Genomic DNA, 22,486 nt, shown 5'->3' on the forward strand with positions numbered 1-22,486 from the left:
GTGGTACTCGTGGCCATGGCAGAAGGTTGCCAACTCGTGCGTGACGTTGTATTGGAACTGCGGCCTCAGAGCCAGTGGTTTCGCTTGAACAATCGGTAAAGGACCGTGCACGCGGCGAACATGATGCCGAGGATCACGAAGTACGCGTACTTCAGGTGCAGCTCGGGCATGTTGTCGAAGTTCATCCCGTAGATGCCGGCGATCATCGTCGGGACCGCCAGGATTGCCACCCAGCTGGAGATCCGGCGCATATCCTCGTTCTCGGCGACCTGCACCTGGGCCAGGCCGGCCTGCAGGATCGAGCTGAGCAGCTCGTCGAACGAGATCACCTGCTCCTTCACCCGTAGCAGGTGGTCGTCGACGTCGCGGAAGTAGTTCCGGGTCTCGTCGGCGATCAGCGGGTGGCGCAGCGTTGACAGCGCCCGCATCGGACCGGTCAGCGGCGCCACCGCCCGCTTCAGCTCCAGCACCTCGCGCTTGAGTTGGTAGACCCGGTCGATGTTCCGCCAGCCGCGCGGGCTGAACATCTCCGTCTCGATCATGTCGATGTCCGCCTGGACGGCGTCCGTCACCTCGAGGTACCTGTCGACGACGAGGTCCGCGATGGCATGCAGTACGGCGCCGGGACCGAGGGCGAGGCGATCCGGCTGCTCCTCCAGGGACTGCCGGAGTCCGGTCAGCTCACTGTGCTCCCCGTGCCGGACCGTCACGACGAAGCCGGGTCCGCAGAACACCATCACCTCACCCGACTCCACCACTTCGCTGGTGGCGGTCAGGTCTCCGTGCGGGACATACCTGACTGTCTTCAGTACGGCGAACAGCGTGTCGTCGTACCGCTCGAGCTTCGGGCGCTGGTGGGCCTCGGTGGCGTCCTCGATGGCCAGCGCGTGCAGTCCGAACTCCGCACCGATGATGGCCAGCTGGCGGTCATCTGGCTGGAACAGACCGATCCAGACGAACCCCTGACCCCGCTTGGCCCGGCTCAGAGCCTCTGTATAGGAGTTGATCTTCGAGTCGCGCCGGCCGTCGCGGTAGAACGCCCAATCGACCAGCGCGCCGTCCAGCTTCCCGCTGGCGACCAGGTCCACCGGTCCCGGGCCGTCACCGCCCGAACGCCGGGCGAAGACTCGTCCCATCCGGCGTGTCGCGCCTGTGTCCCACCGTCGCCCGGCCATCACCGGCGAGGCTATCAAGCGGCCGTAACCAGCCGTCGGCAATGATGGGGGTGACGAACGTGGAGAGGAACGACGATGACCCCGCAGGGCATGCCCTCGATGGACCCCCGGCCGAGTGGCCTGACGATCGGGACGTACGACACCTACCGGGAGGCGCAGCGAGCGGTCGACTACCTCTCGGACGAGAAGTTCCCGGTCGAGCACACGACCATCGTCGGCAACAACCTCCGTCAGGTGGAGAAGATCACCGGCCGGCTCACCTGGGGCCGGGCGCTGACCGCGGGACTGGCCAGCGGTGCCTGGTTCGGTCTGTTCGTCGGCCTGCTGCTGGGCCTGTTCACGACGGGCAACTGGCTCGCCGCGTTGCTCACCGGTGTGGTGCTGGGTGCCTTCTTCGGCCTGGTGTTCGGCGGCCTCGGCTACGCCCAGTCCGCCGGCCGGCGCGACTTCACCTCGCGGACCGCGGTGGTCGCGACGACGTACGACGTACTGTGCGACTTCAAGTTCGCTGAAGAGGCGCGGAACCACCTGGCCAAGCTTGCTCTGAAGGGCGAGGTCAACCCGCGCCTGCCGGAGCACCAGGCCACGCAGCCGACGGCCACGCAGCAGCCGGTCGAGCCGGGGCAGCGGCCGCACGACTGAGGCTCCGCGGTGGGAGGTGACCTATCTCTCCTGCCGGTGAGAGCCACACCACGGACCGGGAACGCCCGGATTCGGCAGCATGGGAGGTCCATCGGGTTCAGGAGGAGCCGGCATGCAGTTCGGGCGCAGCTATGAGGAGTTCGAGGTCGGTGCCGTCTACAAGCACTGGCCGGGCAAGACGGTGACGGAGTACGACGATCATCTGTTCTGCCTGCTGACGATGAACCACCATCCGCTGCACCTCGACGCGCACTACGCCGGCGAAACCACGCAGTTCGGCAAGAACGTTGTGGTGGGCAATTACATCTACTCGATCCTGCTCGGCATGTCGGTGCCGGACGTGAGCGGCAAGGCGATCGCGAACCTGGAGGTCGAGTCGCTGCGGCACGTCGCCCCGACCTTCCACGGCGACACGATCTACGGCGAGACCGTCGTACTGGACAAGTGGGAGTCGAAGTCGAAGGACGACCGCGGCGTCGTGTACGTCGAGACCAAGGGCTACAAGCAGGACGGCACCGTCGTCTGTCTCTTCCGCCGCAAGGTCATGGTCCCCAAGAACACCTACCTGGAAGCCCGGGGCGGAGAACAACCCGGCCGTCCCACCCCCACGTCCTAGCCCCGACCACCCCTACGTCCTAGCCCCGACCACCCCCGCCCCCCCACGGACCACCCATGCGCGCCCCGGCCCGCACCCATCTGATGGGCTGACCCACGCCGTTGTGGGTCGGCCAACCGCACGCGGTGGGTCAACCCACTGTCTGGTGGGTCGACCCACGAGCCCGGACCCCGCGTCGGCGTCGGCTCTCCGTGCAGCCGCCCTCGCGCCGTCCGGCGTACGTCGCGCCATCCGGCGTACGTCGCGGTGCCGGGTGCTCGTTCGTGTGTGGTGGGTCGACCCACGCGCTTGGGGGTCGGCCAACCGCACGCGGTGGGTCAACCCACTGTCTGGTGGGTCGACCCACGAGCCCGGACCCCGCGTCGCCGTCGGGCTCCGTGCAGCCGCCCTCGCGCCGTCCGGCGTACGTCGCGGTGCCGGGCGCTCGGTCGTGTGTGGTGGGTCAACCCACGCGCTTGGGGGTTGGCCAACCGCACGCGGTGGGTCAACCCACTGTCTGGTTGGTCAACCCATCAGCGGGTGGTCAGCAGCTGGCGGGGGGCGGGGGGTGGCGGGGAATCAGGTGAGGAAGAGTTCGATCACGGGGACCAGGGTGTTGGGTTTCTGGATCGGGAGTTTGAGGGTGAGGGTGTCGGCGGAAGTGCCGCCCATGGTGGTGTTCTGGGCGGTTTGGTGGGGGTCGTTGACGATGCGCTTGATCTCGGACGCGTCGTTCAGGAGTTGGGCGTACTTCACCTTGCCGGCCAGGCCGGGCAGGTGGACATGGCCCATCGGCCACGAGAACAGGTGCAGGTAGAGCCGGTTGCCTCTCTGGGTGAAGCGGCAGTCGGCCGGAGCGGTGTACCCCGAGGCCGGCCGGGCTCCACGGATCGAGCGCTCGTGCAGCCGCATCCATTCGCCGATCGATGCCAACGTAGCCAGTGCGCGCGGGTCGAACTCGCCCCGCCCGGTCGGGCCCACGTTCAGCAGCAGGTTGCCGTCCTTGGAGACCGAGTCGACCAGCATCTTCACCAGCAGCTCGGGTGACTTCCAGTCCAGGTTGTCCCGGTCGTAGCCCCAGCTGCCGTTCAGCGTCTGACAGGCCTCCCACACCACCGGCTGCCCGTCGCGTTGCATCGGGCCGTCCGGCTGGTACTGCTCCGGCGTGACGAAGTCGCCCGGGATGTCGAGCCGGTCATTGATCAGGATGTCCGGCTGCAACTCCCTGACCATCGCCATCAGTTCCTCGGACCGCCAGTCGTCGCGGCCCTTGCCGTGTCCGTCGCGGCCGTCCGGGTACGTCCGGCCCGGGTAGGAGAAGTCGAACCACATGATGTCGATCGGGCCGTAGTTCGTCAGCAGTTCGCGCGTCTGCGCGTGCAGGTAGTCGGCGTACACCTGGATGTCGCGGCCGGCCGCCTTCGCGATCGCCTCCTCGTCGTCCCGCTGCGGATGCACCAGGTCGATCGGGAACTCGGGATGATGCCAGTCGATCAGCGAGTGGTAGAACCCGACGCCGAGCCCTTCGGCCCGGCAGGCCTCGACGAACGGGCCGACCAGGTCCTTGCCCCACGCGGTCTTCGCGACCGTGTAGTCCGAGACCTCGGAGTCCCACAGGCAGAAGCCTTCGTGGTGCTTGGTCGTGAGTACGGCGTACTTCATGCCGGCCTCACGGGCGGCGCGGGCCCACTTGCCCGGGTCGTACAGGTCCGGCTCGAAGTGGTCGAAGTACGGCTGGTAGTCCTCGTCGGTCAGCCGCTCGAGGTTCTTCACCCACTCGTGCCGGGCCGGCAGCGAGTACAGCCCCCAGTGGACGAACAGGCCGAATCGCCAGTCACGGAACTTCTCGACGGAATGCGCGGGAGGCGCGTCGGTCATCTCAGATCTCCTCGGAGTAGTTAACGGCCGCCCAGACCGGTGACGAGCAGGCCGCGGACGAGATGCTTCTGGAGCAGGATCACCAGCAGGACGGTCGGTGCCATCGCCATGATCGAGGCCGCCATCATCAGGTTCCACTGAGTGCCCTGCTGGCCGACGAACTGAGCCAGGCCGAGCGGCACCGTGCCCTTGTCCGCGATGCTGTTCACGATGATCAGCGGCCACAGGAAGCTGCCCCAGAAACTGATGAAGGTGAAGACGGTCAGTACGGCGATGGCCGGCCGGGCCAACGGCAGCATGATCCGCAGGAACGAACGGAACGGCCCGCACCCGTCGACCCGCGCCGCCTCCTCCAGCTCGGCCGGGACAGTTAGGAAGAACTGCCGCAGCAGGAAGGTACCGAACGCGGTGAACGCCCAGGGCAGAATCAGCGCCCAGTAGCTGTCCACCCAGCCGAGCGACTGCATCAGCCAGTACATCGGCACGATCAGTACCTCCTGCGGCACCATCAGCGTGCCCAGGAACAGGACGAACAGTTGCTCACGGCCCCTGAATTGCAGCCGGGCGAAGGCGTATGCCGACAGGCTCGAGGCGATCACCACGACCGCGGTACCGGCGATCGCGACGAACAGACTGTTCAGGAAGTAGCGGCCGAACGGCGCGAACGTGAACGCGTCGGCGTAGTTCTGCCAGCGGATCTCGGAGCCGAACAGCTCCGGTGTCGGCGTGAACACCTCGTCCGCGGGTTTCAGCGAGGTGGACACGGCGTACACCAGCGGTGTGAGGAAGGCGATCGCGACGATGATCAGCAGCGTGTGCGAGACCCCGCTGCGGACCCGGCGGCCAACGGTTTCAGACGTCATACTGCACCCACCTCCGCTGCCCGGCGAACTGGATCGCGGTGACCGCCATGATGATCACGAACAGCACCCAGCCCGCCGCGGACGCCAGCCCCATGGTGAGGAACTGCCAGCCCTGGTTGTAGACGAACATCACGATCGTCTGGGTGGCCACGCCGGGACCGCCCTGGGTCAGGATGAACGGTTGCACGAACACCTGGAACGACGTGATCAGCGTCATCGTGGTGGCGAAGAAGATCGACGGTGTGATCATCGGCCAGGTCACGTACCGGAACCGCTGGAACGGCCCGGCGCCGTCGATCTGGGCCGACTCGAGTTGCGACTGCGGCACCTGGTCGAGGGCGGCGGAGAAGACCAGGAAGTTGTAGCCGAAGCCCTGCCAGATCGACATCGCGACGACGGCCGGCATCGCCCAGGTCGACGAGCCGAGGAAGTTCGGCGCGTTGATGCCGAACCAGCTCTCCAACGAGGTGTCGATCAGACCGCCGGGCTGGAACAACAGTCGCCAGACCATCACGTTGGCCACCATCGGCGTCATCACCGGGATGAAGAACAGCACCCGGAACGCCTGCCGGCCCCTGATCTTCGGCCCGACCCAGACCGCGAGACCCAGCGACACGACCAGGTTCAGCGGCACGTACAGCACCACGAACAGGGCCGTGTTCAGCACCACCCGGCGGAACACCGGATCGTTCAGCAGTTGGGTGTAGTTGTCGATGCCGAGGAACTTGCGCTCGCCGAACACCGGCCAGTCGAACAGGCTGATCGCCAGCGCCATCGCGGTGGGGAACAGCGTGAACAGGGCCAGCCCGCCGAGGCTCGGGGCGAGGAAGATCCCGGCGAACCGGCCGTCCCGTCGCAGCGCGGGCCGGCGCCCCACCCGGTCGGCCCCGGAGGGCAGACCAGGCGGAGCGACGGTCGTGGTGTCGGTGGCCATCAGGAACCGGCGCCCGCCTGGTCCTGGATGGTCTTCAGCGCCTGGTCCGGCGGGATCTCGCCGTTCAGCGCCTGCGTCCCGAACCGGTTGAGCAGATCGGCCACCTGGACCCAGTTCTTCGAGGTCACCAGCGGGACCGAGTTCTCGGACGCGTAGTCGATCGTCTCCTTGGCGCCCTCGACCTTCACCGCGGTGAACCAGGCCGGGTGCGCGGCGGTGCGAGCCGGGTACGCCCGGCCGGCCACGGCCAGCGTGGTCAGCGGCTTCTCACTCGTCATCGACATGATCGCCTGGAAGGCCGCGTCCGGCGTCTTGCAGGACCGCGAGATGCCGAAGCCCGAGCCGGCCGTGTACGTCTTCGAGCCGTCCGGACCCGCCGGGATCGGCGCGATGCCGAGGTTGAACTTGACCTTGCCCTTGACGTCGATCAGCGACCACGGCCCGTTCAGCTGCATCGCCGCCTTGCCGGAGGTGAACTGCTGGGTCTCGAAGTCGGGGTTGCCCGACGGCACCTGCGGGGCGATCTTGTCGGTCTTGACGAAGTCGGCGTACGTCGTGAAGCCCTCTTCGAACTTCGGGTCGGTGAGCGCGAGCTTGCCGTCGGCGAGCGGCTCGGCGCCGGTCTGGGTGCGAACCCAGGACGTCACGCCCAGATCGCCGGGACTCGTCACGAATCCGGTCTTCCCGGCGGAGGTGAGCTTCTTGGCGGCCGCGGTGAACTCGTCCATCGTCCAGCCCGGCTTCGGCTCGGCCACGCCGGCGGCCTTGAACAGGTCGCGGTTGTAGAAGATCACCATCGGGCCGGAGTCGTACGGGATCGCGATCTGCTTCCCGTCCGCCTTCAGGCCGTCCATGATCGGCTTGTCGAAGTCCTCGGTCTTCAGGCCGTACTTCTTGATCAGATCGTCGAGCGGGAGCAGGGCGTTCGCGTACGACGCCAGCCGCAGGCTCTGCATGCCCATGATGCACGGCGCCTTGCCGCTCGCCAGCAGGGTCCCGACCTTCGCCCAGTAGTTGTCCCAGGTGGTGCCCTGGAGCTTGACGGTGATGCCGGGATGGTCCGTGTTGGCCTGATCCGCGACCTTCTGCCACGCGGCCTGGTCCTCGGTCCCCGCGACCCAGAACGACCAGGTGAGATCGGCCTTGTCGGCCGAACCGGATCCGCCGCCACTGCCGTCGTTGCCGCCGCCACAGGCCGCCACCGCCGTCAGAGCCAGCACCGACAGGGCGGCGGTGGCCCAGCGGCGAGCCCGCGCTGGTGTTCCTCTCATCCTGACCTCCATGGAGAGCTGTGATTCATCCGATCAATATGCCGAACTCTTGACGAGAGTCAACAGTTCGTGGCCTTATTTCAGGGAAGAAACTCGGCGCTGAGCGTAGATGCGCCGAGCAGACCTCCGATGTATTGTCCCAAGACATCGGAGGTTTCCGGGCCGAGCAGGGAGGCTGGCATGCGGGTCACCGACGAGGCGATCGACCGGATCAAGCAGATGATCGTGTCCGGCGAACTGCAGCCTGGCGACCGGCTGCCGCGCGAAGCCGACCTGGCCGCGCGCCTCGGCCTGTCCCGCAACTCGCTGCGCGAGGCGGTCAAAGCGCTGGCGCTGATCCGGATCCTCGAGGTCCGCCAGGGCGACGGGACCTTCGTGACGAGCCTCGACCCGTCCCTGCTGATGGAGACGATGGGGTTCGTCCTCGACCTGCACCAGGACGCGTCGGTGCTCGAGTTCTTCGAGGTACGCCGGATCCTGGAGCCGGCCGCGGCCGCGCGGGCCGCGCTCCGGATGCCGGACGAGGACGTCGCCGCATTACGCAAGCTGCTGGACGATCTCGGCGAGGAACCGTCGGCAGATGATCAGCTCGCCTGTGACGTGGAGTTCCACCGTCAGCTCGCGATCGGCAGCGGCAACCGGGCACTGGCCTCGATCATCGAGAGTCTGCGTCAGCCGACGTACCGGGCCCGGATCTGGCGCGGCCTGACCCAGACCGGCGCGGTCGCCCGATCGGTGGCCGAACACCGCTCCATCCTCGACGCCATCGCCGCCCGCGAACCCGAGGTCGCGCGGGCCTGGGCGACGGTCCACATCGCCGGCGTCGAGCGCTGGATCCAGGACGCGGTCAATCTTGACTCGGGCGAAGCTCCACCAGGACAGCGGACGGCATCGGGAGGGTCAGCTCGAGTGCTGAGCCGTTCCACTCCAGCGGAGTACTGACCATTTGGCTCCGGTCCGCCAGCTCGGTCAGCTGCTCGTCGGAAGGCCAGTCGCCGATCCCCAGGTCGGCGGCGGCTGCGACGAGATCGCCGACACCGATGCCGAGTGTGGTGATGGTGGCCTGCCAGGACGGATCCACGCCGGGCAGCTGCACGTGGACCGTCCTGGACAGTTCCGGTGCCCCCGCCGACTTGGTCTGGTCGAGGGTCAGATTCCACAGCAGTACGGCGATCCGATCGTCATCCCGGGAGGCCCACGCCTCCACCAGGCTGCCGCCACCGTCGCCGCTCCATGTCACCGGCAGCTCGACCGGCCCGAGCCGACTCAGCAGGCTCATCGCGTGGTACCGAGGCTTCGCCAGTCCACCAACGGTCTGCAAGCCGAAGCCACCATGCAGGAACCGCGGCGGACGGCCGAGCTCCTCGAAGTGGTCTGACGCGACCCAGTACGCGAGCGCGTCGACCCGCCCGGCCGCCGACTTCATCCCGCGCATCAGGAACACTCCGGAGAACACCGAGTCGTTGATCGGGTTGAAGTGCGTCGGGGTCACGCCCCACTCGGTCCACAGGATCCGCGCGTCGCCGAACCCGTGCCGATCCAGCGACGCCTGCACATCGAGCGGTGGACTGCCGTAGGTGTGCGTCGACACGAAGTCCACCGGCGTACCTTCTGCCGAGGCGTGCGCGAGCAGGTCGTCCACCCAGCCCGCCGCGGCCGACGACGGTCCGCCGATCGCCAGCCGCGGGTCCACCGACTTCACGGCTGCCGCGGTCACGTCGTACAGATGCAGATACTCGGCCTTCGTGCCGGACCAGAAGACCTCCAGGTTGGCCTCGTTCCACACCTCGAAGTCCCAGGTCAGCACCTCGTCGAGGCCGTACCTCTCGACCAGGTGCTGCACCAGCGCGCGGACCAGGTCGTGCCAGCGCGCGTACGACTTCGGGGGCGAAATGATCGCGCCGTACGCGAACACGGTCTTGGCCGGATCACTGGCCAGGTCCCGCGGCATGAACCCGAGCTCGACCACCGGCCGCAGCCCGATCGCCAGCACCTTGTCGTAGATCGCGTCGACGACCGAGAAGTCGTACGCCGGTTCGCCGTCGACCTCGGCGTACACCCGAGTGTCGTCATGGAAGATCGCATGCGCCCGGACCGTGCGTACCCCGATCTCGTCGTGCATCCGGCGCAGCGCCTGCTCCAGCTCCGCGCCGATCTCGTGACCACCGGTGAGATCCGTGCAGAGCAGCTGGCTTAGCCGCTCGCTGCCGACCATCGGAACCCACGGCTTCGCCAGTTCGGTGCCCTCGGCAACCGTGTCGACGGTCACCGAGACCACCGGGACGGTGCCGTCGGCAACCAGTGGTACGGCGCTCACCGTGCTGCTCGGACGGCCGCTCGCGGTCACCTCGGGGACGCTCGCGACCGCATAACGGTACGGCGTCCCCGGCGTGCAGGTGGTGTCGACGTACGGCGGCGCCGGGACCGAGAGGATGTCTCCGCTGTGGTGATCGACCGGCTCGAGCGGGCCGTGGTCGCCGGTGGACCGCAGGATCAGGTAGCCCGCGGCTCCGTCCACCGGCCTCCAGTCGATCGTCACCTGGCCGGCGCCGGCGGTCGCGGTGACCTCCTTCGGCGGATCCAGGTCCGGGAAGGTGAACGCGCGCTCCTCGTCACTGCGGAGCGCGATCCGCGCATCCCAGTCGGTCTTGGCCTCCACCGAGGCGTCGTCGTGCATCAAGCTGACTCCTGTCGTCGTGTCACTCGAGCCCGGACTCGAACTGCTCCATCGCGATCAGCGGCCGGATCCGGCGCTCGACCGTCGTGGTGCTGAAGTTCCGCCGGACCACGTCGCTGGCGAAGACGTTGCCGATGGCACCCATCACCATCGCCTGGTCCAGGGCCAGGTACCGCTGGGCGATCAGCCCGGACCGGACCGCGACCGAGTCGTAGAAGCCGCCGGCGCCGTACGCGTGCAGGTTCGTCTCGATCCGGCGCAGGTTCTCGATCGCCTGCCCCGGCGCGTACTGCATCGCCAGGAACGCGGCGTGCGGGGTGACCACACCGTCGCCGAAGGTGGGATTCGGGTTGACGCCCTCGCGGCAGCCCTCGAAGCCGGCGTCGAAGTTCGTCGCCTCCAGGTCCGACGGGTAGCCGCCCGGGTCCATCCCGATCGCCTCGACGCCGTAGACGGAGTACCCGCCCTTCGGGTTCGAGGCCGGCGAGAACCCCCAGTAGCCGTACTTCGCGTCGTCCAGTCCGTGCTCGATCTGCGCGCGGACGGTCAGCGGGTGGTTGATTCCCCAACTCCGCGGCGCCCAGGTCGACTCGGGGATGAACAGGTCGGGCATCAGCGACTCGAACATGTCGCCGCCCCAGGACGGCACGAGCCGCATCCCGCGGTACGAGTAGGTGCCCTCGAAGACGTCGAGACCGAGGTACGTCCGGTGCACGCCCTTCGGCTTCTGCTCGACCCAGGACCAGTCGCACGAGTCCGGGAACGTCCGGTACGTCGCGAAGTACTGCGTGTGCGGGACCTGGTCGAGCGCGAATCCGATGTAGCCGGCGATCCGGGCCTCGGTGTTGCAGGTGTCGTAGTGGAACTTGCGGTAGTACACGTCCGGCCCGGTGCCGGCGTGGTTGCCCTTGTCGGTCTCCTCATCCGGCGGCGGGGTCTCGAAGAAGCCGCCGCGCATCAGACCGCCGGGCCGGGCCGCCGGGTTGTAGTAGTAGGCGAAGTTCATCTTGCTGAGCAGCGAATCCGCCAGCGCGCGGGCCCCCGGCTCGGCGTTGCGAACCACCATCAACGCGCAGGCGAGCCAGCCGTTGTCGACACTCGAGACGAACGGCGTGATCGGCCTCGTCCCGTCCGGGTCGACGTACCGGACCTCACCGGTCGATTCGTCGTACCAGTTGAAGTACATGCCGCTCGGCTCGTGGTGGTCGACCTTCGACATCGTGGTCAGGGTCTGGGTGATCCGGCGCAGCGACTCCTTCGGCGAGATGATGCCGAGGTGGCGCGCGACGACCGTGCTCCACAGGTAGCCGCCGATGTTGGTGGGCGAGGTGTACTGGCTGCGGACCGGGTTCGTCACCGAGGAGCCGATGTTGTCGGCCGGGAGGCCGGTCTTCTCGTCGGTCATCGCGACCAGGCTGCGCCAGGTGTCTCGCGCCCAGCGCCCGACGAGTGCGCGGTCGGCCTTGCTCGGCTTCCACCCACCCATCAACAGTTCCGCAGGTGAGCGCGTTCCACCGAAGGCGGGGGCAGCGGTTCCGATCAGAGTGGCGGCGGTGCCGGCGGCGAGCAGGGTACGGCGACTGATGTTGGCGGTCATCTAAGTCTCCAGAGGTTATTTGAGTCCGGTGCTGCGTCTACTTCAGTCCGGTGATGGCTATGCCCTTGGTGACGTGCCGCTGGAAGGCGAGGAACATCACCAGCACCGGCAGGACGACCACGACCGCGCCGGCCATCAGCAGGCCGTAGTTCTGCGCGTTCTGGCCGGTCGAGTACAGCGCCAGGGCGACGGGAAGGGTGTATTTGTCCTCGGTCTGGGCGACCACCAGCGGCCAGAGGAAGTTGTTCCAGGAACCAAGGAAGGTCAGGATGCCGAGAGTGGCCAGGGCCGGCCGCGTCAACGGCAGCATGATCCGGCCGAAGATGCCCAGTTCACTGGTGCCGTCCACCCGGCCGGCGTCCATCAGATCGTCCGGCAGTCCGGAGAAGAACTGGCGCATCAGGAAGACACCGAACGGCGACACCAGGAACGGCAGGATCAGGCCGGGGTAACTGTTCGCCAGCCCGGCATTGGTGACGAGCACGAACAGCGGCACGAACGTGACCATGCCGGGGATCATCAGCGTCGCCAGCACCAGCACGAACAGCGCGTCGCGGCCCTTGAACCGCAGCTTGGCCAGCGCGTAGCCGATCATCGAGCAGAACGTCAGGTTTCCGGCCGTCACGACCAGCGCGACCACGGTCGAGTTGAGGAAGTAGCGCGGGAAGTTCGCCTTGCGGAACAGGTCGCCGTAGTTCTGCGTGGTCGGATTGTCCGGCCACCAGGTCGGCGGGACGCGGAGCAGTTCGCCCTGCGTCTTGAAGCTGCCGAGGACCATCCACAGGAACGGCGCCGCGACAGCCACCAGGCCGAGCACCCCGATCAGGTAGATCCACCAGGTACGGCGCATCACTTCTCCCTCAGCACCCGGAACTGGATGAACGTGACGACGGCGATGACGACGAACAGGATGTAGGCCATCGACGTGGCCAGGCCGTAGTTGCCGAACCCGAACTGCTGGTAGGTGTACATCGACACCGACAGCGTGCTGTTCAGTGGACCGCCCTGGGTCATCACCAGCGGCTCCTCGAAGAACTGCAGGTAGCCGATGCCCGTGGTCACGCTGGTGAACAGCACGGTCGGACGAAGCAACGGCAGGATCAGGTAGCGGAATCGTTGCCACGAGCTCGCACCGTCGATCTGACCGGCCTCCTCGACGGTCTGCGGGATGCCTTGCAGACCGGCCAGGAAGATGATCATCGCGGAGCCGAAGTTGCGCCAGATCGCCATCGCGATCAGCGAGGGCATCGCCAGCGTCTTCGACGCCAGCCAGTTCGGCCCGTCGATGCCGAACCAGCCGAGCACGGTGTTCAGCAGGCCGGAGTCGGGCGCCAGCACGAACCGCCAGATCACCGCGATCGCGACGATCGACGTGACCACCGGCAGGTAGTAGCCGACCTTGAACAAGCTCTGGAACCGCTTCACACCGCGGTCCAGCAACACCGCCGCCGCCAGCGCGACCACCAGTGTCAGCGGTACGCCGAGGATCACGAAGTACGCCGTGTTGAACGCGGCCTTGCGGAAGGTCTCGTCCGACAACGCCTTCACGTAGTTGCCGAACCCGACCCCGTTCACCGCGAACGGCGTCCGGAGATCCCGCTGCCGCATGTCGGTGAAGCTCATCCCCAACGACCCCAGCACCGGCCCGGCCGTGAACGCGAGGAACAGCAGTACGAACGGAAGGACGAGCACCCACGCCGCGAAGGTCTGCCGATCCAGCCGCCTGGTGCGGGGACGCGCACGGACCGTGCTCGCTCCTCCGCCCGATGGCGGTCCTCCCGACGAGGTCCGCAGCGCCTCGTCGGGAGCTGTGTCATGAACCATCGGGATCAGCTACCGGTGCCGATCGACGATGCCTTGGTCTGGGTGGCTTTGGCGGTGTCGGCGGGGGACTGGCCCGACTTCGCCATCTTCTCGATCTCGGTGTCGAACGCGTTCGCGACCTGCTCCCAGTTGACCACCGCGGGCGGTGCCTTCGCGCTCTCCAACTGCTTGCCGAACACCGGCAGCAGCGGGTCGGAGGCGATGCTCGGGTCCTGCCACGCGCTCTTCACCGCGGGCAGGTCGGACGACATCTTGAACCATGCCGCCTGCGTCTTCGGATCGGACAGGAACTTGACCAGCTTCCAGGCGCTGTCCTTGTTCTTCGACGTCTTGAACACGACGAAGTTGGACCCACCCACGAACGACGTCGAGGTCTTGTTCTTCGGGATCTCGAACACACCGATGTTCGGCTTGATCGCGTCGCCGCCGAGCTTGGCCACCGACCCGGCCATCCACGGCCCGGAGATGAACATCGGCACCTGGCCGTTGACGAACTGCGCCTCGGTCTGGTTCGGCGGCAGGTCGGTCCCGGCCAGCTTCTCGGTGAAGAAGCTCTGGTAGTACTTCAGCCCCTCCTGCATCTCCGGGGTGTCGAAAGTGAACTCCTTCTGGTCGTCCGTGGTGAGGTTCGCGCCGGCGGACCAGGCGAACGGCATCACGGTCTGCCAGGAGCCGGTACCGCCCGGCTGCAGGTTGATCCCGTACTTCGCGCCGGCCTTCTCCTTCATCGCCTTGGCCATCGCCTTCAGGCCGTCCCAGTCGGTCGGCGGCGTGGTGATCCCGGCCTTCGCGGCCAGGTCCTTGCGGTAGTAGACCAACCGCGTCTCGACGTACCACGGAACGCCGTACTGGGTGTCGCCCACCTTGGTGGTGTCCAGCGCGCCGGGGTAGAAGCCGTTGGTGTCGAAGCCCTGCGGGGTCGGGTCGAGTGCGCCGAGGTCGGCGAACTCGCCCATCCAGGTGGTGCCGACCATCGCGGCGTCCGGCAGCGACTGCGCGGTGATCGCGGTGGTGAACTTGCTGTGTGCGGCGTCCCACGGGATCGGCGTGACGGTCACCTTCACGCCCGGGTTCGCCTGCTGGAACTGCTCCATCAGCTTGGGCAGGTTCTCGCCCTCGGTCCCCATCGCCCACACGGTCAGATTGCCGGTGGCGGGTCCTTCGCTGACCGTCGTCGTCGCCTGTGAACCCCCGCTCGGGGCGTCCTCGGACCGGCCACATCCCGCGAGTGCGAGAGCGGTGGCGGTGAGCGCAGCGCTGCCGATCACCAATCGGCGGCGGATGCTGTGGGTGAACATGTGTTGTCTCCTCACTCGGTTCCTGCTGCATCCCCCGGTTGCGCCGTGCCACAGCTGTCCCGTAGCACGAGTTGCGTTGCCAGTACGTCGTTCCGCGCCCGGGTCCGTTCCCCGGTCACGCGTTCGTGCAGTCGTTGTGCCGCGAGCCGGCCGAGCTCGATCATCGGCTGCCGCACCGTCGTGAGCCCCGGCGACACGTACCGCGCCGCCATCACGTCGTCCCACCCGGTCACCACGATCTCGTCCGGTACGCCGATCCCCTGCGCACTCAGGCTGTTCATCGCCGCCAGCGCGAGCTCGTCGTTCGCGCAGACCAGTCCGCCCGGCGGGTTCGTTGCCCGAAGCACCCTCTCGCCGACCTCGGCGCCGGCCTCCTCGGTGAGCGGGACCCGCTCGGGCTCCGGCGGTTCCAGCCCGCGACGTGCGTGGGCCTGGACGAACCCGGCGTACCGCTCGGAGACGTCGTACGAACTGGCCGGATCGCCGACGAACAACAGGTTCGTGTGGCCGTGATCGAGCAACCGGTTCGTCAGCTGCTCGGCGCTGGCCGCACTCTCGCTGCGGACCGAGTCGCAGCCGGTCATCGGCGGATGGGCGACCAGCACCAGCGGGGCGCCGGTCTTGCGCAGGTCCTGGATCGTCGGCAGATCCAGAGCGTTGCCGTGGACAACTATCCCGTCGACCCGGCCGGCCAGGTCACGAACGCTGCGGCGGGGATCGGGGTGGCCGTGTGTCACCGTGATCACCACGCTCTGGCCGTGCTCGCCGGCCCAGCGTTCGTACCCCATCAGCAGGTCGCCGTAGAACGGGCCGGCCAGGTCGGGCAGTACGAGCCCATGCGCCTCATGCCGTTGTACCGCCAGGCTTCGGGCGGCGCGCAGCGGTACGTAGTTGAGCTCCTGCGCCGCCTGGTCGACCCGGGCCCGCGCCTTCTCCGACACCGGTCCGGTCCCTTGCAGGACGCGCGAAACCGTCGCGATCGACAGCTTCGCGCGGGCCGCGACGTCGTAGATCGTCGCCGGCCTCCCGCTGGTCCCGGATGCCACGTGCTCGCTCCTGAGGGTCGGAGTGGAAGCGCTTACAGTTTCTGACCCTGCCCTGCCCCAGGTGCATCGGTCAAGACCTCGGCCCGGATCTGCGACGATGAAAGCGTGACCACACCGGAACGAACCGACCAGCTCTTCCTGGTCCGGCACGGCGAGACCGAGTGGAGCCGGTCCGGCCGGCACACGTCCGTCACCGACCTTCCGCTGACCGCGGACGGCGAGCAGGTCGCGGCGTCGCTGAAGCAGCGCCTGGCGGCCGAGAACTTCGACCTGGTCCTCACCTCACCGCGGCAGCGTGCCCGGCGTACGGCGGACTTGGCCGGCTACCCGGACGCCGAGGTCGACGACGACCTGGTCGAGTGGGACTACGGGGACTACGAAGGCATCACCACCGCGGAGATCCGCGAGACCGTGCCCGGCTGGACGGTCTGGGACGATCCCGTACCCAACGGCGAAACCCCGGCCCAGGTGGCGGCCCGCCTCGACCGCGTCAACGCCCGCATCGCCGCCGTCGACGGCGACGTCCTCGTCTTCGGCCACTCCCACGCCCTCCGCGCCCTCACCGCCCGCTGGCTCGAACTCGACGTCACCGAAGGCCGCCACTTCGTCCTCAACACCGCCACCATCTCAGTCCTAGGCTGGGAACGAGGCTCCCCAGCAATCCACCACTGGAACAACTAACCGCTCTCCGGAAAAAAGTCGCCGGTGAGAGGCTCCTTGTTTCCGAAGATCGTCAGCGGACCGGGCAGGAGGGCCCGCACCGCTTCGCCGTCAGGGCCGGCGCTCGCCGACGCAGTACCTGCAGCACCTGTACGGCGGCCTGACACGGCCGGCCGGTGACGTCGAACCAGCCGTAACGCAGCGTCGACTCGGTCCGCAGCGTGGCACGGTTGTCCCGATCGAGGTCGCGCCAGCGCTGCCGCGGGACGAGGTGGAGTCGCCCGTCGAGCTCGACCACGAGCTCGAACCCGGCGTAGAACACGTCGGTGAATTCGCGGTCCACCGCGCGTTGCCGCTGCCCGGTCGGCAACGCGTGCCGGCGTTCGACGTCGCGCAGATAGCGCAGCTCGAGCAGAGAATGCGACCCGGCAGCGACATCTTCGATGATCGGCCGTAGCGACCGGCGATGCCGCAACCGCGGACGGACAGCCAGGGCCGTCGCGATCTCCGCGGGAGCGACTCGGCCGCTCTGACAGGCCTCGGCGATCACCGCCGCCGCCCGGTCAAGCGATCGTGTGATGCCCACGATGTCGAGGACGGCGTGCGCCGGAGTTCGTCGAGGCGGTACGACGGCCGCGAGGCGAGCCGCCCAGTGCTGGTCGCGATGTACGACGAGATTCGGCTGCCGCCTGACACGGCGGTGTTCCGGGATCGTCACGTACACCGGGCGGTTGCTGTCCGGGATGATCAGGCCGAGCTGCTCCGCCGCGGTGTAATGGCTCCAAGCCGCTTCGGGTCCGGAGTAGAGCAGGGCCGCCAGCAACTGCTCGTCGTACCCGATGGGGCCGGTGTGGGTGGCGTAGACGCCTGGGTGAACGGTTTGCCAGCGTCGAGCCCGCAACGGCTGTCGGATCCGCGCCTTGGACCAGGCTGCGGCGGACAGCTGGACGCGCGACACGATCCGATTCTGGTCATGGATCAGCGCATCGATGCCCTCGTCTGCGAGCTGTCGCCGCCACCACCAGTCCATCCGCTCAAGCGTGACGGATTTCGCCGGCGCTCGCCGAGGCGGCTGTGGACAACCGCCTCGTACCGCCGCTGTCCGGAAACAAGTCGCCGCTGGGTGGCGATTGGTTTCCGAAGTTCAGCTGTGGCTGATGATTGCGACTAGGTGGTCGAGGCGTTGTTGGTGGTGGGTGGGGCGGAGGCGGGATCCGTTGGCGAGGGTGGCCAGGCCGTGGAGGGAGCTCCAGAAGACCTCGGTGAGGGTTTCGGGGTCGTCGGGGGCGAAGGGGGTGACGACGGCCAGGATCTCGCCGAACGTCGTCCTGAGGATCTCGGGGGTGCCGGCGTCGCCGAACACCAGGTCCGTGCGCCGTACGAACATCGCGTCGTAGACGGCCGGATGGTCCTCGGCGTACCGCAGGTAGGCCTCGGCCAGTCCGCGTAGGCCGTCGTGTTCCCGGCCCGCGCGAAGTCCGGCGGCCAGTTCTTCGAAGCCTTCGAGTGCCACGGCGGTGGAGATGGCGTCCATGTTCTTGAAGTGGCCGTACAGGACGGGCTGGCTGTAGTCGACGGCCTCGGCCAGGCGGCGGGTGGTGACGGCCTCCCACCCTTCGGCCTCGGCGAGCTCGCGGGCGGTCCGGAGGATCAGCTCCCGCCGCTCCTCCCGCGCCCGTTCCCTGCGTGTCTGACTCGGCATAGACCGGATCTTAGCACCGCTAGACAATCTAGCAACGGCAATGCTAGCGTCGCTAGAGAAATTAGCGCTGCTAGATCGTCAAGGAGTCAGTCATGCGTCGTTTCGTCACCGTGCTCACCGTCCTGCTCGGTCTGTTCCCGATCTCGTTCGGCCTGCGGTTCCTGTTCGACGGGCACGGAGCCGCCGCCGGTTTCGGCATCGATCCCTGGCCGACCGGCACCGCGGCCGGCTACTTCGCAGTGAAGGGGATCCGCGACATCGTCTGCGGCCTGAACATCCTGGTCCTGTTCGCCCTCGGCCAGCGCCGTGCCACCGGCATCGTGATGGCACTCGCGACACTCATCCCGGTCACGGACATGATCGTCGTACTCACCCACGGCGGCTCGGTCGCCACCGCGCTCGGCGTTCACGGCCTGACCGCAGCGGTGGTCCTCGTCGACGCCTGGCTGCTGCTGCGCCAGCGCGAGACTGTCGCGGCCGCTCAGCCGGTCGGAGCCCATTCGTAGAGATCGATCGTGCAGTACTCGCGGAACCCGAGCCCGGCGTACACAGACCGCCCGGCCGGCGACGATCCCAGTACGCCGTACTCCGCAACGCCTGCGGCCTCGCGGAGGGCGGCGGACGTGATCGCCGAGCCGATCCCGCGCCGTCGAGCCTCGGGGACCGTCATCACGAAGTACACCCCGGCGACGCCGGCGCCGAGGAAGATCGTGGTCGTCGCGACGGGCTCACCGTCGAGCCGTCCGAGGTAGTGACGCCACGGATCCCCGTATCCGAGCTTCCGGTAGACCTCGGCGACCCACCGAGCCTCCTTCACACCCTCCCCGAATCCACGCCCGAGCGTCGCCTCCCAGGTCGCGAGCTCCTCGTCGTCCCGGACGCGCGTGATCTCCAGCCCTGGTACGACGGCCGGCGTACGCAACTCGTCCAGCCGCACCGCCATCCCGGGCTCACTCCCGCCGAACGTGAACCCGCCCGCGACCAAGCGCTCAGCCAGACCGTCCGACCGCATCGACGGCCCGACATGCCAGCTCCCCGGTACGCTGTGATTCCTCAACTCAGCAAGGGATTCCGCGATCACCTGCTCGCCGTCCGCCCCAACCACCGCGTTGTGGTAATCGATCGGCGACCCCCCGATCGTCCACCGTGCTGCGGCGTCGTCGCGCTGCACTCCACCTCCGGCGGCCCCCATCGCCATCAGCAGTTCGGCCGCGTTCTCCTCGATCGCCCGCACCACGTTCTCCACGGGGACAGTCTGGCCGATCACCCGAACGCAGCGCGATTGCTTTCCGTCCAACCGCGGAAGGTCCCGGCCGCGCGCCCGAGCACCCGCTCGACATCAGTCACCGACTGCTGATCAGCCGGGTAGGGCGTTCCACTGTTCCAACGTGGAAACGAGCAGGGTTGTGGTCGACAGGGCGAGGAACTCGGTACGGCTGACGAACTTCGCGTCGGTCGCGTCGTCACCGGGAGTGAGCGTGCCGCCCACCGCGGTCGCTGCGTAGTCGCGGATCACGTAGAGCTGGCCCCTCGGGCCGTCGCGTTCGACCTCGCCGACCATGGCCCCGACCTGCACGGTCAGGCCGGTCTCCTCGGCGACCTCGCGCGCCACAGCCGCCGGATCGTTCTCGCCGGGCTCGACTCGCCCGCCGGGGATGGACCAGAGCCCGCGGCCGGGTTCGTTGGCCCGGCGTACCACGAGCAGCCGGCGCTGCTCGTCGTACACGAGAGCACCTACACAGTCGACCCGCTCGGCATCCATGCGACGGCAGGATAGTGCTCGCCTGGGGACAACTGACAGGTCCAGCGAGTGAACGCGGCTAGCATCTGCGGTGACAGATGTCCTGATCACGGACATGGTCACGGACACCGAAGGGATCCTCACCGCTCGTGCGCATCGATCTGCACACCCATTCGAACCGCTCGGACGGCACCGATCCGGTGGACGTCCTGATCGCGCACGCGCAGCAGGCCGGCCTCGATGTGATCGCGCTCACCGATCACGACACCGCCGACGGGTGGACCGACGGCCGCCGGGCCGCGGAGGAGCTGGAGATCGGGTTCGTGCCGGGGATCGAGATCTCCTGCAAGCTTCGCGGGATCAGCGTTCACCTGCTCGGCTACCTTCTCGACCCGTCCCAGCCTGAGCTCGCCGAGGAGTTGCGGATCGTCCGCGACGGCCGCACCGACCGAATCCCGTCGATCGTGGCCCGGCTGAACAGCATCGGCGTGTCACTGACCGTCGACGAGGTGCTGGCCCAGGCCACCGGTACGCCGTCCGTCGGGCGGCCGCACGTGGCCGACGCACTGGTCGCCAACGGCACAGTCGCGAACCGTGGCGAGGCGTTTGACCGGTACCTCGCCGACGGCCGGGCCGGCCACGTCTCGCACTACGCGATCGAGCCCGGTCGCGCGATCGACCTGGTCCGCGCCGCTGGCGGCGTACCGGTGATCGCGCACCCGTGGGGCCGGTCCAGCTACAAGGTGATGACCCAGGATGCCATCGCCGCGCTCGTCGCGGACCACGGCCTGGCCGGGATCGAGGTCGACCACCAGGACCACTCGGCCGAATCCCGGGCCACGCTGCACCGGATCGCCGACGACCTCGGCATCATCGCCACCGGCTCCAGCGACCACCACGGCGCGGGCAAGATCGACCACGAGCTGGGGGTGAACTCGACCGAGCCCGAGCAGTTCGAGCGGCTGCTCGAGGTCGCCAAGGCGAACGCGGCCGCCACCGACGCCCAGGTCCCCGAGGCCTATCTGCCGTGAACAGTGTCATCAACCTCGGGCTGCTGAGCGAGGTCGTGGTCACGCTGTTCGTGATCATGGATCCGCCCGGCACCGTGCCCGTGTTCATCTCGCTGACCGCGGGTCAGTCCCGCGCGGTCCGGAAGAAGGCCGCCTGGCAGGCGGTGCTGGTCGCGTTCGGTGTGATCGTCGTGTTCGCGGCGTTCGGGCAGCAGATCCTGCACCACCTCGGTATCACGCTGCCTGCCCTGCAGGCCGCCGGCGGTCTGCTGCTTCTGCTGATCGCGCTGCAGTTGCTGACCGACACCGCCGAGGACCCGGTCCAGACCAAGAACGTCAACATCGCGTTCGTCCCACTGGGTACGCCGTTGCTGGCCGGGCCGGGTGCGATCGTTGCGACCATGGTGTTCGTGCAGCGGGCGAACGGCTCACTCCCGGACGTGATGGCGATCTCTGTCGGCATCATCCTGATCCACGTGGTGATGTGGCTGACGCTGCGATTCTCGGGGATCATCATGCGGTTGCTGGGGGAGAACGGCGTACTCCTCGTCACCCGGATCGCCGGTCTGCTCCTGAGTGCGATCGCCGTACAACTGGTGGCCGATGCCGTCACGGACTTCATCAAGGCGGGCTGACGTGAGCGACATGCTGCCCGGGATGCCGGTACGGCTGTTCGTCGCGACGCCGACCAAGCTGCTCACGTTCACGGACTGCAAGCGGAAGTACCGGTACACGTACCTGGAGACGCCGCGGCCGACGAAGGGACCACCGTGGGCGCACAACACGGTCGGGGCCGTCGTGCACGAGGTGCTCGCCGACTTCTTCGGTCGCTGGCCGGCCGCCCGCCGCACGCCGGACGAGGTGGTCGCGAAGATGCGGTCGAGCTGGCGGAGTGAGGGCTTCCGGGACGACCAGCAGTCGCTGGACTGGCGCGAGCGGTCGACCGAGATGGTGCTCGGGTACCTGCGCGACTCAGATCCGTACTACGAACCGCGCGGAGTGGAGCGCACCGTCGCTTTCACCACCGAGCGGGCGTCGCTGCGCGGGCGCATCGACCGGATCGACGAGCGCCCGGCGCGGGACGGCAGTGGCGGTACCGAGCTGACGATCGTCGACTACAAGACCGGCCGGCGCCCGCTGACATCGGTGGACGCGCGGTCGTCGTTGGCGATGGCGCTGTATGTACTGGGCGCGCGGCGGGTCCTGCACAAGCCGTGCACGCGGGTCGAGCTCCACCACCTGCCGACGAACACGGTGGCGGCGGCCGAGCACGACGACGCGTCGCTCGCCCGCCACCAGCGCCGGGCGGAGTCGATCGCGGATGATGCGGCCGCCGCCGAGGTCCGCTGGCACGAAGGGCTGACCCCCGCCGAAGCCGACGAGGCGTTCCCACCTGAGCCATCACCCCTGTGCGGCTGGTGCGACTTCGTCCGCATCTGCCCCCAAGGCCGCCGCACCGCCCCACCCCGCGACTCCTGGGCCGGCCTCGACGACACGTCTCCGATCCCGTCCACGGACGAGTCTCTCAGCTGACGCCCTCTGACTTGGTGGACGCCGTCTGAGTTGGCCGAGG

23 protein-coding genes are annotated in these 22,486 nt (G+C 67.9%); 8 read left to right on the top strand and 15 right to left on the bottom strand.

Going from position 1 to position 22,486, the window contains the following annotated elements; genetic code table 11:
* Positions 1-65: 65 nt before the first annotated feature.
* On the bottom strand, positions 66-1,175 hold the full coding sequence (locus AB0I34_RS28925) for a magnesium and cobalt transport protein CorA (protein ID WP_360451045.1): 1,110 nt from the start codon (positions 1,173-1,175) through the stop codon (positions 66-68).
* Between the two features lie 75 nt (positions 1,176-1,250).
* Here AB0I34_RS28925 and AB0I34_RS28930 point away from each other — a divergent pair, with 75 nt between their 5' ends.
* Both AB0I34_RS28930 and AB0I34_RS28935 read left to right on the top strand, forming a co-directional pair.
* Entirely contained in the window at positions 1,251-1,817 is a 567-nt protein-coding gene (locus tag AB0I34_RS28930) for a general stress protein (RefSeq protein WP_360451047.1), read from the top strand.
* Positions 1,818-1,929: 112 nt separating this feature from the next.
* A complete protein-coding gene (locus tag AB0I34_RS28935) occupies positions 1,930-2,433 on the top strand; it encodes a MaoC family dehydratase (protein WP_360451050.1) in 504 nt (167 codons plus the stop codon).
* 558 nt (positions 2,434-2,991) lie between these two features.
* On the opposite strand, the gene AB0I34_RS28940 is transcribed toward AB0I34_RS28935, so the two are convergent.
* The 4 genes from AB0I34_RS28940 to AB0I34_RS28955 are packed head-to-tail and all read right to left on the bottom strand — an operon-like array spanning position 2,992 to position 7,358.
* Positions 2,992-4,290 (bottom strand): alpha-L-fucosidase, encoded by a 1,299-nt coding sequence (locus AB0I34_RS28940; RefSeq protein ID WP_360451053.1) that lies wholly within the window; start codon positions 4,288-4,290, stop codon positions 2,992-2,994.
* A gap of 20 nt (positions 4,291-4,310) precedes the next feature.
* Positions 4,311-5,153, bottom strand: a complete 843-nt coding sequence (locus tag AB0I34_RS28945; RefSeq protein ID WP_360451055.1) for a carbohydrate ABC transporter permease — start codon at positions 5,151-5,153, stop codon at positions 4,311-4,313.
* Positions 5,143-6,087: a sugar ABC transporter permease gene (locus AB0I34_RS28950; protein ID WP_360451058.1), complete on the bottom strand. Its 945-nt coding sequence runs from the start codon at positions 6,085-6,087 to the stop codon at positions 5,143-5,145. Before AB0I34_RS28950 ends, AB0I34_RS28945 begins: the two co-directional genes overlap by 11 nt.
* Positions 6,087-7,358: a sugar ABC transporter substrate-binding protein gene (locus AB0I34_RS28955; protein WP_360451061.1), complete on the bottom strand. Its 1,272-nt coding sequence runs from the start codon at positions 7,356-7,358 to the stop codon at positions 6,087-6,089. Before AB0I34_RS28955 ends, AB0I34_RS28950 begins: the two co-directional genes overlap by 1 nt.
* Before the next feature lie 180 nt (positions 7,359-7,538).
* Between AB0I34_RS28955 and AB0I34_RS28960 the strand changes: the two genes are divergently transcribed.
* Positions 7,539-8,300 carry a FadR/GntR family transcriptional regulator gene (locus AB0I34_RS28960; RefSeq protein ID WP_360451064.1) on the top strand — a complete coding sequence of 254 codons (762 nt, stop codon included), beginning with the start codon at positions 7,539-7,541 and terminating at the stop codon, positions 8,298-8,300.
* On the opposite strand, the gene AB0I34_RS28965 is transcribed toward AB0I34_RS28960, so the two are convergent.
* The 6 genes from AB0I34_RS28965 to AB0I34_RS28990 are packed head-to-tail and all read right to left on the bottom strand — an operon-like array spanning position 8,206 to position 15,800.
* Positions 8,206-10,035 carry a xylan 1,4-beta-xylosidase gene (locus AB0I34_RS28965; protein WP_360451067.1) on the bottom strand — a complete coding sequence of 610 codons (1,830 nt, stop codon included), beginning with the start codon at positions 10,033-10,035 and terminating at the stop codon, positions 8,206-8,208. The genes AB0I34_RS28960 and AB0I34_RS28965 overlap by 95 nt on opposite strands.
* Before the next feature lie 22 nt (positions 10,036-10,057).
* A complete protein-coding gene (locus tag AB0I34_RS28970; protein ID WP_360451070.1) occupies positions 10,058-11,632 on the bottom strand; it encodes a glucoamylase family protein in 1,575 nt (524 codons plus the stop codon).
* A gap of 37 nt (positions 11,633-11,669) precedes the next feature.
* Positions 11,670-12,482 carry a carbohydrate ABC transporter permease gene (locus AB0I34_RS28975; RefSeq protein WP_360451072.1) on the bottom strand — a complete coding sequence of 271 codons (813 nt, stop codon included), beginning with the start codon at positions 12,480-12,482 and terminating at the stop codon, positions 11,670-11,672.
* Positions 12,482-13,456, bottom strand: coding sequence for a sugar ABC transporter permease (locus AB0I34_RS28980; RefSeq protein ID WP_360451075.1), 975 nt, complete (start codon positions 13,454-13,456; stop codon positions 12,482-12,484). Before AB0I34_RS28980 ends, AB0I34_RS28975 begins: the two co-directional genes overlap by 1 nt.
* A gap of 5 nt (positions 13,457-13,461) precedes the next feature.
* A complete protein-coding gene (locus tag AB0I34_RS28985; RefSeq protein ID WP_360451078.1) occupies positions 13,462-14,754 on the bottom strand; it encodes a sugar ABC transporter substrate-binding protein in 1,293 nt (430 codons plus the stop codon).
* A gap of 11 nt (positions 14,755-14,765) precedes the next feature.
* Complete coding sequence (locus AB0I34_RS28990) at positions 14,766-15,800, bottom strand: LacI family DNA-binding transcriptional regulator (RefSeq protein WP_360451081.1); 1,035 nt, start codon at positions 15,798-15,800, stop codon at positions 14,766-14,768.
* Positions 15,801-15,905: 105 nt separating this feature from the next.
* Here AB0I34_RS28990 and AB0I34_RS28995 point away from each other — a divergent pair, with 105 nt between their 5' ends.
* Positions 15,906-16,481: a histidine phosphatase family protein gene (locus AB0I34_RS28995; protein ID WP_360451083.1), complete on the top strand. Its 576-nt coding sequence runs from the start codon at positions 15,906-15,908 to the stop codon at positions 16,479-16,481.
* Positions 16,482-16,533: 52 nt separating this feature from the next.
* Here AB0I34_RS28995 and AB0I34_RS29000 read toward each other — a convergent pair whose 3' ends face one another.
* Both AB0I34_RS29000 and AB0I34_RS29005 read right to left on the bottom strand, forming a co-directional pair.
* Positions 16,534-17,490 (bottom strand): hypothetical protein, encoded by a 957-nt coding sequence (locus AB0I34_RS29000; protein ID WP_360451085.1) that lies wholly within the window; start codon positions 17,488-17,490, stop codon positions 16,534-16,536.
* 114 nt (positions 17,491-17,604) lie between these two features.
* Positions 17,605-18,162: a TetR/AcrR family transcriptional regulator gene (locus tag AB0I34_RS29005; RefSeq protein ID WP_360451087.1), complete on the bottom strand. Its 558-nt coding sequence runs from the start codon at positions 18,160-18,162 to the stop codon at positions 17,605-17,607.
* 92 nt (positions 18,163-18,254) lie between these two features.
* Between AB0I34_RS29005 and AB0I34_RS29010 the strand changes: the two genes are divergently transcribed.
* Entirely contained in the window at positions 18,255-18,668 is a 414-nt protein-coding gene (locus AB0I34_RS29010; protein ID WP_360451090.1) for a DUF4267 domain-containing protein, read from the top strand.
* On the opposite strand, the gene AB0I34_RS29015 is transcribed toward AB0I34_RS29010, so the two are convergent.
* Complete coding sequence (locus AB0I34_RS29015; RefSeq protein WP_360451093.1) at positions 18,644-19,408, bottom strand: GNAT family N-acetyltransferase; 765 nt, start codon at positions 19,406-19,408, stop codon at positions 18,644-18,646. The genes AB0I34_RS29010 and AB0I34_RS29015 overlap by 25 nt on opposite strands.
* 111 nt (positions 19,409-19,519) lie before the next feature.
* A complete protein-coding gene (locus tag AB0I34_RS29020) occupies positions 19,520-19,924 on the bottom strand; it encodes an NUDIX domain-containing protein (protein WP_360451095.1) in 405 nt (134 codons plus the stop codon).
* Positions 19,925-20,052: 128 nt separating this feature from the next.
* Between AB0I34_RS29020 and AB0I34_RS29025 the strand changes: the two genes are divergently transcribed.
* Genes AB0I34_RS29025 through AB0I34_RS29035 form a run of 3 tightly spaced genes read left to right on the top strand, consistent with a single transcriptional unit; the run spans position 20,053 to position 22,446 of the window.
* On the top strand, positions 20,053-20,934 hold the full coding sequence (locus AB0I34_RS29025; protein ID WP_360451098.1) for a PHP domain-containing protein: 882 nt from the start codon (positions 20,053-20,055) through the stop codon (positions 20,932-20,934).
* Entirely contained in the window at positions 20,931-21,548 is a 618-nt protein-coding gene (locus AB0I34_RS29030; RefSeq protein ID WP_360451100.1) for a MarC family protein, read from the top strand. Before AB0I34_RS29025 ends, AB0I34_RS29030 begins: the two co-directional genes overlap by 4 nt.
* Before the next feature lie 10 nt (positions 21,549-21,558).
* Positions 21,559-22,446, top strand: a complete 888-nt coding sequence (locus AB0I34_RS29035; RefSeq protein ID WP_360451166.1) for a PD-(D/E)XK nuclease family protein — start codon at positions 21,559-21,561, stop codon at positions 22,444-22,446.
* Positions 22,447-22,486 lie beyond the last annotated feature (40 nt).

It is taken from the genome of Kribbella sp. NPDC050281 (genome assembly GCF_040655855.1).
GTDB lineage: Bacteria > Actinomycetota > Actinomycetes > Propionibacteriales > Kribbellaceae > Kribbella.

Bases quoted from the DNA above. Each gene is read 5' to 3' on its own strand.
- AB0I34_RS29020 (WP_360451095.1), bottom strand. From the start codon at position 19,924: ATGGATGCCGAGCGGGTCGACTGTGTAGGTGCTCTCGTGTACGACGAG.
- AB0I34_RS28980 (WP_360451075.1), bottom strand. From the start codon at position 13,456: ATGGTTCATGACACAGCTCCCGACGAGGCGCTGCGGACCTCGTCGGGA.
- AB0I34_RS28985 (WP_360451078.1), bottom strand. From the start codon at position 14,754: ATGTTCACCCACAGCATCCGCCGCCGATTGGTGATCGGCAGCGCTGCG.
- AB0I34_RS28955 (WP_360451061.1), bottom strand. From the start codon at position 7,358: ATGAGAGGAACACCAGCGCGGGCTCGCCGCTGGGCCACCGCCGCCCTG.
- AB0I34_RS29000 (WP_360451085.1), bottom strand. From the start codon at position 17,490: ATGGACTGGTGGTGGCGGCGACAGCTCGCAGACGAGGGCATCGATGCG.
- AB0I34_RS29005 (WP_360451087.1), bottom strand. From the start codon at position 18,162: ATGCCGAGTCAGACACGCAGGGAACGGGCGCGGGAGGAGCGGCGGGAG.
- AB0I34_RS28925 (WP_360451045.1), bottom strand. From the start codon at position 1,175: ATGGCCGGGCGACGGTGGGACACAGGCGCGACACGCCGGATGGGACGA.
- AB0I34_RS29035 (WP_360451166.1), top strand. From the start codon at position 21,559: ATGCTGCCCGGGATGCCGGTACGGCTGTTCGTCGCGACGCCGACCAAG.
- AB0I34_RS28960 (WP_360451064.1), top strand. From the start codon at position 7,539: ATGCGGGTCACCGACGAGGCGATCGACCGGATCAAGCAGATGATCGTG.
- AB0I34_RS28940 (WP_360451053.1), bottom strand. From the start codon at position 4,290: ATGACCGACGCGCCTCCCGCGCATTCCGTCGAGAAGTTCCGTGACTGG.
- AB0I34_RS28965 (WP_360451067.1), bottom strand. From the start codon at position 10,035: ATGCACGACGACGCCTCGGTGGAGGCCAAGACCGACTGGGATGCGCGG.
- AB0I34_RS28935 (WP_360451050.1), top strand. From the start codon at position 1,930: ATGCAGTTCGGGCGCAGCTATGAGGAGTTCGAGGTCGGTGCCGTCTAC.
- AB0I34_RS29010 (WP_360451090.1), top strand. From the start codon at position 18,255: ATGCGTCGTTTCGTCACCGTGCTCACCGTCCTGCTCGGTCTGTTCCCG.
- AB0I34_RS28970 (WP_360451070.1), bottom strand. From the start codon at position 11,632: ATGACCGCCAACATCAGTCGCCGTACCCTGCTCGCCGCCGGCACCGCC.
- AB0I34_RS28975 (WP_360451072.1), bottom strand. From the start codon at position 12,482: ATGCGCCGTACCTGGTGGATCTACCTGATCGGGGTGCTCGGCCTGGTG.
- AB0I34_RS28930 (WP_360451047.1), top strand. From the start codon at position 1,251: ATGACCCCGCAGGGCATGCCCTCGATGGACCCCCGGCCGAGTGGCCTG.
- AB0I34_RS28945 (WP_360451055.1), bottom strand. From the start codon at position 5,153: ATGACGTCTGAAACCGTTGGCCGCCGGGTCCGCAGCGGGGTCTCGCAC.
- AB0I34_RS28950 (WP_360451058.1), bottom strand. From the start codon at position 6,087: ATGGCCACCGACACCACGACCGTCGCTCCGCCTGGTCTGCCCTCCGGG.